The organism is uncultured Polaribacter sp., assembly GCF_947503855.1.
Lineage (GTDB): Bacteria > Bacteroidota > Bacteroidia > Flavobacteriales > Flavobacteriaceae > Polaribacter.
The window spans coordinates 103,844-117,507 of record NZ_CANNFF010000003.1 but is presented as its reverse complement, the minus strand read 5'-3'; the positions used below and the strand labels follow the sequence as shown (position 1 = coordinate 117,507).

The window sequence follows — 13,664 nt, the reverse complement described above, 5'->3', positions numbered from 1 at the left end:
TTATTTTATGAAGTTAAAAATACTTTTCAGTTTTCTATTATTATTGATATTAGCAAGTTGTGGTTCTAAAAAAAGAGTAATTAATAAAAAAAATACAGGGGTGGTTATTGCAGAGCCAAAACCTAAAGAATTACCTTCTGTAAATCAAGTTGAATTTACTAAAAAATTAGCTAATAAAAATCCTCGATTAAATAAACAAACCCTTGCTTATATTAAAAAATATGCACCTATTGCTGTACAAGAAATGCACGAATATAAAATACCAGCAAGCATAACTTTGGCACAAGGTATTTTAGAATCTGGTAGAGGTAGAAGTGAGTTGGCTTTAAAATCTAACAATCATTTTGGTATTAAATGCCATACACAATGGAAAGGAGAACGAGTGTATCATGATGATGATGAAAAAGGCGAATGTTTTAGAAAATACGTATATCCAGAAACCTCTTATAATGATCATTCTTTGTTTTTAACCCAAAGAAAACGTTATGCTTTTTTGTTTGATTACCCTATAAAAAACTACAAAAAATGGGCTTATGGATTAAGAAAGGCAGGTTATGCTACAGATAGAAAATATCCTGTAAAATTGATTCAAATCATAAAAGAGTATAAATTGTACGAGTTTGATAAATTTAAAAAATCTAAATTTAAAAAGGAAGTTAAAAAACTGAATAAAAACAACGAAATAGAGCAGGCTATTGTGATACAAAAAACAGCTAAAAACTATTATATTGTGCAAAAAGGAGATACCCTATATGCAATTGCAGCAAAAAATAATATTACTATAGAATTGCTTAAAGAAATCAATAATTTAGATGGTAATACCATTTCTATTGGACAGAAATTATTAATAAAATAAGTTTCTAGTCTTTTAGTTCGAGTCATTTTAAGGAACGAAAAATTGTGTCGAGATTTTTTTTTATCTTTTAATTTAATGTCTTACTTTAAGAATTATTTGATACAAGTGGCAATCAGTTTGTCATATATTCTATTGATATTTGAGGTAAAAATTTCAAAATTTGTATGCCTGTAAAATCAATACCAAAAAACTAAAATTATGCCCATTATAAAACCTGTAAAAGGTAAACATCCACAAATATTTAAAGATTGTTACATAGCAGAAAATGCCACTATTGTTGGTGAGGTTTCTATAGGCAAAGAATGTAGTGTTTGGTTTAATGCTGTTATTAGAGGAGATGTTCATTTTATAAAAATTGGTAATAAAGTAAATATACAAGATGGAGCTGTAATTCATGCCACATATCAAAAATCGCCCACAACTATTGGTAATAATGTTTCAATTGGTCACAATGCAATTGTACACGGTTGCACTATTAAAGACAATGTTTTGGTTGGTATGGGTAGCATTATTATGGACGATTGTATTGTAGAATCAAACTCAATAATTGCAGCAGGTGCTGTAGTTACAAAGAATACACATATAGAAAGTGGAAGTATTTACGCTGGTATACCTGCAAAAAAAGTAAAAGACATTTCTCAAGAATTAATCTCTGGCGAAATTGATAGAATTGCTAACAATTATGTAAAATATTCAAGTTGGTTTAAAGATTAACAATCTTTTATTTTTTTATAAGTTCATCTTTATTTGGGCGTTTTAACAGGCTATCCATTCTATCTTTTTTTTTTGCACTAATTTTTTTTAGCACTTTTCTATTTAAACTTAGTGTTTTTTTTAATTGAAATATTGTTTCAAGTTTAGAAAAAAAAGGATGCCATTTCTATCTTTAACGCAGAAAATAACTCCCAAAATAAAACCCGACTCCTATCTAGAAATCGGGTATTATATTTCAAATAAATACGATATCGTATAATTATTTTCTTCTCATTTTTTGACCTCTTTTGTCTTGCATTTTTTTCATCTTCATTTTTTTTGTTCGCATTTTTCTTACTTTCTGCATTTTCTCAAACTTTTCAAACTGCTCTTTATTTAAAATTTCTTTCATACTATTTCTCATCGCAATTTGATTGTCTAACACTTTACTTTTTAAAGCATAAACTTCGTCTGCAGTAGGTTTTTTACGCTCTTTTCTAGCTTCTTTTCTTTTTTCCATAAAAGCTTTTCTCTCTGTCATTTTAGCTGCAATTAAAGGCTTAATTTTGTTCTGTTGGTTTTCAGATAAATCTAAGTCTAGGGTCATTTTTTTAACTGCTAAATTAGTATGTTGTTCAATGGTAAGCTGTGGTCTTTTATGACTTCTTTTTTTCTGTTTTTGTGCTTGTGTTGTAAATGTAAAAGCAAATACAAATGCTAAAATTGTTGCTAAATTTTTCATGTTTTTTAAATTTTAATTAATGTTTTATGTTGTTAGGACCTAGTAACTTTAAAAAGGTTTAATTATAGATACCTATTTATTAATATTTATACTTCTTAGGCCTTTAAAAAAAACAAATAGATTAAATTTGTAATTCTATTTATAAATAATTAAATTATTTACATGAAAAATATCATCTATATTATCTTGATTTTTCCATTATTTGTATTTGCTCAAGTACAAGATAAAGACTCTGTAAAAGTAGACTTAAGTAGCCCACATGCAATTATTTATACGCATTTATATTTCCTGCAATCAGATTCTTTTCAACCCAAAAAAGCGGCAAAAACTATTTATGGGTTATCTGAAAGTAAAGCAGAAAAAAAGGCCATAAAAATAAAACAAGTTTTAGATGGCAAGGGGTTGTATGTAGATTTAGATAGAGTGCCTACAAATCCTAACTACAAAGATAGTATTGGCTACTCTTCTTATTATAAATATGTTTTATTTCCTCAAAGAATGCCACAAATTTATGTAGAAAAAGTTGGCAATAAATGGTATTATTCATCAGAAACTATTGCAAAAATAGACGATATTTACAAAGAGGTTTTTCCTTGGTATGTGCAACAAATACAAGAAATAATTCCAGTTTCTGGACATAAAAAGTTTTTTGGAATAGAGATATGGCAGTTTATTGCCTTAGTTTTACTTTTCGTTTTGGCTTATATTGTGTTTTTAGTAGCAAAAAGAATTGCTTTTTTTGTATTGCAAAAAATAAAATCGGTCATTCAGAAAAACACTTCTTTTGAGGTAAATACAGTCTTAAAAAAATTAGCACATCCAATTAGTTTGTTAGTTACATCTGCTTTTGTAGATAAAATATTTCCGTCCTTACAATTTAGTTTAGAAATTAATACCTGGGTATTCTTAAGCCTTAATATAGCTGCAACTGTTTTTTGGATCTATGTTTTCTTAAAGCTTGTAAAAGTAATTATGAAAATTTACAGCGAATACACAGAAACTACACATAATAAGTTAGATGATCAATTAGCCCCTATCGTAAATAACTTTTTTACAGGTTTAGTTATTTTAATTGGTGTTTTTAGGTTGCTAACACTTTTTGGTGTAAATACAACCACAATGTTAGCAGGAGCAACCATAGGAGGGTTGGCATTTGCTTTAGCATCTCAAGACACTGTAAAAAATCTAATAGGTACCATTATGATTTTTTTAGACAAACCCTTTCATATAGGAGATTGGATTGAAGCAAGTGAAGTTGTAGGTACCGTAGAAAAAGTTGGTTTTAGATCTACAAGAGTGCGCGCTGCAGATACTTCTGTGTACCAAATACCCAATAGTAAATTGTCTGAAATTGTTATTAATAACAAAGGTTTACGATTGTTTAGACGTTATAATACAAATTTAGGTTTGCGTTATGATACACCACCAGAATTAATAGAAGCTTTTGTAAAAGGTGTTAGAGAAATTATAATAGCACATCCAGAAACACGTTCAGATTCTTACAATGTAGAGTTTACAGGTTTTGGTGATTCTGCATTATTAGTAATGGTAAATGTATATTTTAAAAGTTTGGCCTGGGGTGTAGAGCAATCTTCTAAGCATAGATTACATATTGCAATTATAAAATTAGCAAAAGCACTGGGTGTAGATTTTGCATTTCCATCGACTACTGTTACAATAGAAAATTTTCCAGAAAAAAAAGCTATTAACCCAAAATATGATACAGAGTCTACAAGAATTAATGAAGCAATATCAAAAGTTTTAGAAGAATTTAATCAAGAAATTGTAGCGGCTAAAAATGAAGAAAATAGAATTTAAAAATTTAACTCTGAATTTTTAAACTTACACAGTTTTTAGGATAGTGTCAATTACTATAGTCTATAGAATCTAGATATATAAGATTTTTTTTATATAGTAGATAGTTCATTTAAAAAAAAAACCTCATCATTATAGATGAGGTTTTGTGTAAAAAAATGGTGATTTTTATTTAGGTTCTAGAATCATATCAATTCTGTCTACTACATCTTGTAAATGGTAACGTCTTAAAGTGTTACCACTATTCATGGCTCTTTTAACATCTTTTTGCAAGCGTTTTAATTCTCCTCTTACAACAGATTTAACATCAGATTGGTTGATGGTAATTCCACTTTGTTTAAAGTAACCACGGTTTGCACCTCTTTGGTTTTTAGCTTCGTTTAATAAGTAGTTTAATCTATCTAAATGAGCTCTTTGTAAATTTCTTCTATAAGTATCTATAGAGCGTCCAGAGTAAACTTCACTCCAAACACCTTTGCGTAAATCATTCATCATGTTAACTAATGTGTAAGCTTTTGAAGATCCATTTAAAGTTTCGTTTTCAATCATTCTAGCCATTCTACCAGCATCTAAAATATTAGTTAGTGTTCTCGCTTGTAAACCTCTTACTCTTTCTATAGAGCCAGAAAATTCTGTTTTGCTAAAAATATTTTCGTCTAACATCCAGGTAGGAGTTTTAAATAACTCATCAATTACAAATTGTAAAGCTTCTCTTTGTTTTGATTTATCTACATGTGTATATACAGCTCCTTCTTGGTCAGATGTTTTGTAATATTCATAGACACCACCAATGTTTGCAGAAACATGCCCCATATATCTATTAAACTGACTTAATAATTGGTCATACATAGTAGATAAATCATCATAATTTTTTCCTTTTTCTGAAGTCCATTCTTCCAATCTTGGTAAAATTCTTTTTAAATTTTTAATGCCATACATAGAAGCTTTCATTGCGTCATCTCCTAAATCTTCCGTTTGAGAACTAGGGTCTACAACACCACCAGCTTGTTGGTGTCCAAATCTGTACATTGGGTCTCCAGCATGTTTTAAAATCCAAGCATCTAAAATTGGTTTTTCTTCTTTAGCAGTTTTATTTAAAATAGGTCTATATCCCCAAGCAATTGCATACTTATCATACACACCAATATTAGGCATTAAAGCTACATCTTCATCACCAGGTTGCGCTATATAATTAAAACGTGCATAATCCATAATAGAGGGTGCTGTTCCATATTTTTTTGTAAATGTTGCAGAACGTAAAGAATCTACAGGATAAGCAACAGAACTTCCCATATTATGAGGCAATCCTAAAGTATGTCCTAGTTCATGAGAAGATACAAATCGTATTAAACGTCCCATAACCTCTGTTTTAAATTCATTTCCACGTGCATCTGGGTTAATGGCTGCAGTTTGTATAAAGAACCAGTTGTGTAATAATGTCATTACATTATGGTACCAGTTTATATCAGACTCTAAAATTTCTCCAGAACGGGGATCACTTACGTGAGGTCCATTTGCGTTTGGTATAGGAGAAGCTAAATATCTAATTACAGAATAGCGTACATCTTCTGGACTATATTCTGGATCTTCTTCTTTAGTTGGTGCTCTTTTACCAACAATTGCATTTTTAAAACCTGCAGCTTCAAAAGCAACTTGCCAATCGTTTACACCTTGTATAATATAAGGAACCCACTCTTCTGGTGTTGCTCTATCTACATAATACACAATTTGTTTTTTTGGTTCTACAAGTTCTCCTCTTTTAAACTTCTCAATATCTTCCTCTTTAACTTCTAAACGATATCTGTCTAAATAAGTAACTGTTTTACTTTTTTGAGCTTCTAAACCATAATCAGTTTGTCCTCTTGCAAACCAACCAACTCGCTCATCAAAATATCTTCGTTTCATTGGTACTTTTGGTAATAAAACCATAGAATTACTCATTTCTAAAGTTATAGAGCCTACAGCACTATTAGATGGTGCTTTGTTTGCAAGATATGTTTTTACATGTCTTACTTCTATGTTTCTTGGGTAGCTACTTACTCTTTCTATGTAAGAACGTGTTTTATCCATTCTTGTAGCTTGGTATCTTTTTCTGTAAAAAGAAGGAAAGCCTAAAGGTTTTATGTCTGTAGAAAATAAAGACGTCGCATCTATTACTGTTGCAGTAGAATCTTTACTAAACGCTTTAATTGGGAAAGAAAATAAAATAGGTTCTAAATTAGAGTTTACTACGGCTTCATGCACTGGTAAAATTGTATCAGCAACTACATCATGAGATACGACTCTTAATAAGATATTTTTATTTTTTTTCTCCCAACGTAAAACTTGTGTGTTGGTTTTACCACCACCAAAACCAATATTACTTGCAGTTTTAGCTATTCTTGTGACCATTAACATTTCTCTTCTTAACAGAGAATCTGGTATTTCGAATAAATAATTATCGTCTTTGGTATGCACTTTAAACATACCTTCGTCTGTTTTATGCTCTTTAGTTACAACTTTATTGTAAGGTTGAATGCTTCCTTTTTTAGGCTTGGGTTTAGCAGCTGTTTTTGGGGTTTCTTTTTTCTTTTTCTTCCAGAATTGAGCAGCAGTTTCTGTTGAAAAACCGAATACAAAAGCAACTAAAAGAAGTTTGATTAGGACTTTTTTGGTCATTATAAATTTGATTTAAATTAGTGTGCTCGAAGTTAGGTAAACTGATTAGCATGCGTTCTTAAATTTTTGTTAAAGAGATTTGTTTTTTTTTCTTAAAATTCAACACAAAAAAAGCCTTTAGAATGAACTCTAAAGGCTTTAAATAAAGGTTTTATTTTTTAAAGATTAAATGTTTGTTTAATCTTTTCTACATAATCTAATTTTTCCCAAGTAAAGGTTTCTACTTCTTCAGAAACAGTTTCTCCCATTGGATTTGTAAATGTAACTGTTTTAATTTTAGGAGTTCTTCCCATATGTCCATAAGCTGCAGTTTCAGAGTAAATAGGTGTTCTTAATTTTAAACGTTGTTCTATAAAATAAGGACGCATATCAAAAATACCTGCTACTTTTTTACTAATTTCTCCATCAGTTAAATCTACGTTCGATGTTCCGTAAGTTTCTACATTAATACTTGTTGGTTTTGCTACACCAATTGCATAAGAAACTTGTACTAAAACTTCTTTGCAAAGACCAGCTGCCACTAGGTTTTTAGCAATATGTCTTGTTGCGTATGCTCCAGATCTATCTACTTTACTTGGGTCTTTTCCAGAAAAAGCGCCTCCACCATGTGCACCTTTACCACCATAAGTATCAACAATAATTTTTCTTCCTGTTAAACCAGTGTCTCCATGAGGCCCTCCAATTACAAAAACACCAGTTGGGTTTATATGGTAGGTAATATTATCTGTAAATAATTTTTGAATGTGATTTGGTAGTTTTGCAACCACTCTCGGAATTAAAATTTCTACGATATCTTTTTTGATTTTTGCTAACATGACATCATCAGATTTATCAAAATCATCATGTTGTGTAGAAATAACAATAGCGTCTATTCTTTGAGGTTTATTGTCATCAGAATACTCAATAGTTACTTGACTTTTTGCGTCTGGTCTTAAATAAGTAATATCATTATTTTCTCTTCTTAAAGCAGCCAATTCTTTAAGTAATCTATGAGATAATTCTAACGCCAAAGGCATATAATTTTCTGTCTCATCTGTTGCATAACCAAACATCATACCTTGGTCTCCTGCACCTTGTTCTTCTGGGCTAGATCTATCTACACCTTGGTTAATATCTGGAGATTGTTCGTGTATGGCAGATAAAACCCCACACGAATTTCCATCAAACATATATTCTCCCTTGGTATAACCAATTTTATTAATTACGTCTCTAGCAATTTGTTGAACATCTAAATAAGTTTTAGATTTGACTTCACCAGCCAAAATAACTTGTCCTGTTGTAACCATGGTTTCGCAAGCAACTTTACTACTTTTATCAAAAGCTAAAAAATTATCTATTAATGCATCAGAAATTTGATCTGCAACTTTATCTGGGTGTCCTTCAGAAACACTTTCTGAGGTAAATAAATATGACATAATATTGTTTTTTTATTTAAAATAATTTAAATGAAAAATAAATTTTGATTGCAAGGCCGCTAAAAGAAGTAGGGATTTACTGCTTTAGCATTTTTTTAATGAGGTTGCAATCAGTTCAAATTTTTCCTCTAAGTTTGGTGCAAAGCTACATTATAAAAATATAATTGAACATAATTTTACAATAATTTTTTTTGATAGTATCATTAATTAAACAATATTAGGCTCTTTATGCTTTTCTTTTTAAAGAATGATGAATTTTTTGAGCTTTTAATTAAATAATCTGTATTAAAATTAAAAAAACTACTTTTTAATTTGGATATTAAATTTTTCTAAACATATATTTGCACTCACAAAGTTCAATAACTTATTGAAATGTTATCAAGAAAGGTGGAGGGATTAGACCCTTTGAAGCCTTAGCAACCCTTTTCAAGAGGAAAAGAAGGTGCTAAATTCTACTTAGTTTCAGATTCATTTATCAGAAATTAGATAGATAACCCAAAACAATTGCACGTTCGTGTAATTGAATAATTCTTAATAACATTTTTCTAGTAAGTACATCAGCAAAAAAAAAGAATCTGATGCATTTGACTTTTGGTTTAATCAGAAATTGATTCACAATTTAAAAATTGTGTTTCTTTTAAAAACTGTTCCTGAACAGACAGGAATTTAAATTAACTCAAAAAAAATAGAAAAATGAGTACACAAAAATTAGCAACCAATGCGTTGCACGCAGGACATGATGTAGCAGCCAATGGAGGTACAAGAGCAGTGCCAATTTACCAAACATCATCGTATGTTTTTAACAATTCAGAACATGCAGCAAATCTTTTTTCGCTACAAGAATTAGGGTTTATTTACACAAGGTTAAACAACCCAACCAATCAAATTTTGCAAGATCGTTTAGCGGCTGTAGAAGGTGGTATAGGAGCTGTAGTTTTTGCTTCTGGTACAGCGGCCATTTCAACTGGTTTGCTAACCTTGTTAAAAGCTGGAGATCATATTGTGGCTTCTAGTAGTTTATATGGTGGAACTTACAATCTTTTAAGCGTTACATTACCAAGATTTGGTATTACAACTACTTTTGTAGATGCTTCAAACCCTGAAAGTTTTGAGACTGCTGTTCAAGATAATACAAGAGCCTTTTTTGTAGAATCTTTAGGAAATCCTAAATTAGATGTATTAGATTTAGAAGCAATTTCTATACAAGCAAAAAAAGCAGAAGTTCCTTTTATAGTTGATAATACAGTAGCAACACCAGCTTTGTTAAACCCAATCAAACACGGTGCAAATATTGTAATTCATTCACTTACAAAATATATTGGTGGTCAAGGAACATCTTTAGGAGGCGCAATTATAGATGCTGGAACTTTTAACTGGGCTAATGGTAAATTCCCTGAGTTTACAGAACCATCTGCAGGATATCATGGATTGCAATATCATGATGTTTTAGGAGCTGCATCTTATACGTTTAAATTAATCTTAGAGGGTTTACGTGATTTTGGTGGTGCTTTAAGTCCAACCAATGCATTTAACATAATTCAAGGTTTAGAAACATTGCCTGTTAGAATTCAAAAACATTCAGAAAATGCACTAGAATTGGCAAAATGGTTAGAACAACAAGAGGAAGTTGCTTGGGTAAACTATCCTGGTTTAGAGAGTAATAAATACAATGCCTTAGCTAAAAAATACTTACCAAAAGGGCAAAGTGGAATTGTAACTTTTGGACCAAAAAAAGGTTTTGAAGCTGCAAAAACAATTGCAGATAAAACTAAAATATTCTCTTTATTGGCAAATATTGGCGATACAAAATCGTTAATTATTCATCCAGCAAGTACAACACATCAACAATTAGATGAGGCAGCTCAAGAAAGTGCAGGTGTGTCTCAAGATTTAATTAGATTGTCTGTTGGTATTGAGGATTTAGAAGATTTAAAAGCAGATTTAAAAGCCGCTTTTTCAGAAATATAATTAGAAAAAAAACGAATTTCACAGGTTTTTAAAACCTGTGAAGTTTTATACTTTAAATTTGGAATATCCATTACAACATATCAAAATTAAAAATTTTACCACAGAATTGGGGACTAAAATCCCTGAGTTGAATTTAAGTTACCAAATTTTTGGTCAAGATTTAGGTACAGCACCGGTGGTTTTAATCAATCATGCATTAACAGGAAACAGTGATGTTGCTGGCAAAAATGGCTGGTGGATTGATATTGTAGGAAAAGAAAAAGCTATAAATACAGAGGTTTACAGTATTTTATCTTTCAATATTCCTGGAAATGGTTTCGATGGTTTTTTAATTGAAAATTATAAAGATTTTATAGCCAGAGATGTTGCTAGAATTTTTATTGAAGGATTAAAAAAACTTAAAATAAATAAATTATTTGCATTAATTGGTGGTTCTTTAGGTGGTGGAATTGCTTGGGAAATGGTTGCTTTAAATAATAAATTAACGCAACATTTTTTACCCATTGCCACAGACTGGAAATCTACAGATTGGTTAATTGCCAATTGTCAAATACAAGAGCAATTTTTGGTAAATTCTAGTAACCCTGTGCACGATGCAAGAATGCATGCGATGTTGTGTTACAGAACACCAGAATCTTTTAAAGAGCGTTTTCATCGAACTAAAAAAGAAAATTCAGATATTTTTAATGTGGAGAGTTGGTTGTTGCATCATGGCAAAAAGTTGCAAGAACGTTACCAATTATCTTCTTATAAGTTGATGAATCAATTGCTAAAAAGTATTGATGTTACTCAAAATGAAGAAAAAAACAGCAGTCTTTTAGATAAAGTTGAAGCAAATATTCACATTATAGGTGTAGATTCAGATTTATTTTTTACAGCCGAAGAAAACAGAGAAACCCATAAAAAGTTAGCATTAACAAAAGAAAATGTTACCTATAACGAAATAAATTCTGTACATGGTCATGATGCATTTTTAATCGAATATGATCAACTACAGAAAATAATAGAACCTATATTCAATAAAGATTATAGTGCAAAAAAGATGAAAGTAATAAAGTTTGGTGGCAAATCTTTAGCCAACGGAAAAGGATTGCAAAACACCATAGAAATTATTTTAGACAAACATAAAAAAGGCGAAAAGTTTACGGTAGTTGTTTCTGCTAGAGGAACTACAACCAACGATTTGGAGGCTATTTTAGAAAAAGCGGCTAAAAAAGAAGCGTATAAAACAACTTTAGATGCTTTAAAATCTTATCAACAAGAACCAAGTAAAAAAGTAGATTTTAGTAAAGAATTTAAAACCTTAGAAACTATTTTCGAGGGTGTTTCTTTATTAGGAGATTATAGTAATAAAATTAAAGATGAAGTTTTAGCACAAGGCGAATTATTATCAACAAAATTAGTTGCTAGTTTACTTGAAGAAAAGGGTGTTGTAGCAAAATCTGCAGATACCAGAAATTTAATTATTACCGATGAAAACTTTGGTAATGCACAACCTATTCATGCCTTATCTTCAGAAAATATAATTGCATATTTTAACGAAAATACTAAACCTGTAAACATTCTTTCAGGTTTTATTGCATCTAATGAAAAAGGAGAAACCACAACTTTAGGAAGAAATGGCAGCAATTATACTGCTGCTTTAATTGCCAATTATTTAGATGCAGATGAGTTACAAAATTACACGCATGTAAGTGGAATTTTTACTGCAAATCCTGATTTAGTGGCTGATGCTAAAAAAATAGAAAAACTATCTTTCTCAGAAGCCAATGAATTGGCAAATTTTGGAGCAACTATTTTACATGCAAAAACCATTATTCCGTTATTAGAAAAAAATATCAATCTACGTATTTTAAACACTTTTCAAAAAGAAGATAAAGGCACCTTAATTACTGCAGAATCCTCCGAAAAAGGAATCAAGTCTATCTCTACAATTAACAATGTTTCTTTGTTAAATTTCGAAGGAAGAGGTTTGTTAGGTAAAGTAGGTGTAGATGCACGTATTTTTAAAGCTTTAAGCGAAAAAAATATAAGTGTAAGCATCATTTCTCAAGGTTCTTCAGAAAGAGGAATTGGTTTAATAATTGACGGAAACCGAGCAAATGAAGCAGTTTTAGCACTGGAAAGAGAATTTGAAAACGATTTTTATGCGCAAGATGTAAACCAGATTTCTATTGTTGACGATGTTGCAGTAATTTCTATAATTGGGCAAGATTTAAGTGAGTTTCATTTACCATACAATGCCTTAATTAAAAACCAAATAATTCCTGTATTATTCAATAATACAGTTACCGGTAAAAATGTGAGTTTGGTAGTTAAAAAAACCGAATTGCACAAAGCAGTAAACGTAATTCATGGACAAGTTTTTGGAGTCGCAAAAAAAGTAAATATTGCCATTTTTGGGAAAGGTTTAGTTGGTGGTACTCTAATACATCAAATTATAGAAAATGCACCTTCTGTTTTAGAGCGTAGAAAAATTCAATTAAATGTTTTTGCAGTGGCAAATTCTAAAAAAATATTGCTAGAAAAAAACGGTGTTACCAAAAATTGGGAACAAGATTTAGAAGAAAAAGGCGAAGATACAACTAATGTAAATGATATTATAGAGTTTGTAAAAACACATCATTTTGAAAATTTAATTGCGGTAGATAATACGGCAAGTGTTTCATTTGTAGAAAATTATATTCCGTTAATAGAAGCCGGTTTCGATTTGGTTTCTTGTAACAAAATTGCCAATACACTGTCTTTTGATTTTTACAAAGAAATACGTTCTAAATTAAAAGAATATAAAAAACAATATCTATACGAAACCAATGTTGGTGCAGGTTTACCTTTAATTGACACCATTCGTTTATTACATGAATCTGGAGAAAATATCACAAAAATTAGAGGAGTTTTTTCTGGAAGTTTAAGCTATTTATTCAACACCTTTTCTGAACAAGATGTTTCTTTTTCAAAAGTTTTAAAAGACGCAATCGAAGCTGGTTTTACAGAACCAGACCCAAGAGAAGATTTAGGGGGTAATGATGTAGCTAGAAAATTATTAATTTTAGCGAGAGAATTAGAATTAGAAAATGAGTTTGAGGATGTGAATATCAACAATTTAATTCCAGAAAATTTAAGAGAAGGTACGGTTGATTATTTTTTATCTAATTTAGAATTGATGAACGAAGAATATCAACAGCTAAAAGAAAATCAACAAGAAAACTACGTTTTACGTTACATTGGAGAGTTAAGTGGAGATTTATCAAAAGAAACAGGAAACTTAGATGTAAAATTGGTTTCTGTTTCTAAAAATTCACCTTTAGGCTCTTTAAAAGGTTCAGACGCAATCTTCGAGATTTATACAGAATCTTATGGAGAGCAACCCATTGTAATACAAGGAGCAGGAGCAGGAAATAAAGTAACAGCAAGAGGCGTTTTTGGTGATATTTTAAGATTGGCAAAACATAATAATTAGTTTTTTATTGATGTTTTTTGGTGGTTAGTTAGCACCAAAATCCAATAACCAACAACG

8 protein-coding genes and 1 riboswitch are annotated in these 13,664 nt (G+C 30.4%); of the genes, 5 read left to right on the top strand and 3 right to left on the bottom strand.

Annotation, left to right across the window (positions count from 1 at the left end):
• The first annotated feature begins 7 nt into the window (after positions 1 to 7).
• Complete coding sequence (locus Q0662_RS03525; RefSeq protein WP_298947458.1) at positions 8 to 856, top strand: glucosaminidase domain-containing protein; 849 nt, start codon at positions 8 to 10, stop codon at positions 854 to 856.
• Positions 857 to 1,054: 198 nt separating this feature from the next.
• A complete protein-coding gene (locus Q0662_RS03520; RefSeq protein WP_298947190.1) occupies positions 1,055 to 1,570 on the top strand; it encodes a gamma carbonic anhydrase family protein in 516 nt (171 codons plus the stop codon).
• A 259-nt stretch (positions 1,571 to 1,829) separates the two neighbouring features.
• Here Q0662_RS03520 and Q0662_RS03515 read toward each other — a convergent pair whose 3' ends face one another.
• Positions 1,830 to 2,291, bottom strand: coding sequence for a hypothetical protein (locus tag Q0662_RS03515; RefSeq protein WP_298947189.1), 462 nt, complete (start codon positions 2,289 to 2,291; stop codon positions 1,830 to 1,832).
• Between the two features lie 162 nt (positions 2,292 to 2,453).
• Between Q0662_RS03515 and Q0662_RS03510 the strand changes: the two genes are divergently transcribed.
• Positions 2,454 to 4,109, top strand: a complete 1,656-nt coding sequence (locus tag Q0662_RS03510; protein WP_298947187.1) for a mechanosensitive ion channel family protein — start codon at positions 2,454 to 2,456, stop codon at positions 4,107 to 4,109.
• Between the two features lie 165 nt (positions 4,110 to 4,274).
• Here Q0662_RS03510 and Q0662_RS03505 read toward each other — a convergent pair whose 3' ends face one another.
• Together Q0662_RS03505 and metK are read right to left on the bottom strand one after the other, a co-directional pair.
• Positions 4,275 to 6,764 (bottom strand): zinc-dependent metalloprotease, encoded by a 2,490-nt coding sequence (locus Q0662_RS03505; RefSeq protein ID WP_298947185.1) that lies wholly within the window; start codon positions 6,762 to 6,764, stop codon positions 4,275 to 4,277.
• Positions 6,765 to 6,922: 158 nt separating this feature from the next.
• Complete coding sequence (gene metK / locus Q0662_RS03500; protein WP_298947184.1) at positions 6,923 to 8,179, bottom strand: methionine adenosyltransferase; 1,257 nt, start codon at positions 8,177 to 8,179, stop codon at positions 6,923 to 6,925.
• Between the two features lie 372 nt (positions 8,180 to 8,551).
• Positions 8,552 to 8,676, top strand: a riboswitch (SAM riboswitch).
• A gap of 196 nt (positions 8,677 to 8,872) precedes the next feature.
• Between metK and Q0662_RS03495 the strand changes: the two genes are divergently transcribed.
• Positions 8,873 to 10,147: an O-acetylhomoserine aminocarboxypropyltransferase/cysteine synthase family protein gene (locus Q0662_RS03495; RefSeq protein WP_298947182.1), complete on the top strand. Its 1,275-nt coding sequence runs from the start codon at positions 8,873 to 8,875 to the stop codon at positions 10,145 to 10,147.
• 58 nt (positions 10,148 to 10,205) lie between these two features.
• Positions 10,206 to 13,607: a bifunctional aspartate kinase/homoserine dehydrogenase I gene (thrA, locus tag Q0662_RS03490; protein WP_298947180.1), complete on the top strand. Its 3,402-nt coding sequence runs from the start codon at positions 10,206 to 10,208 to the stop codon at positions 13,605 to 13,607.
• The last annotated feature ends 57 nt before the right edge of the window (positions 13,608 to 13,664 follow it).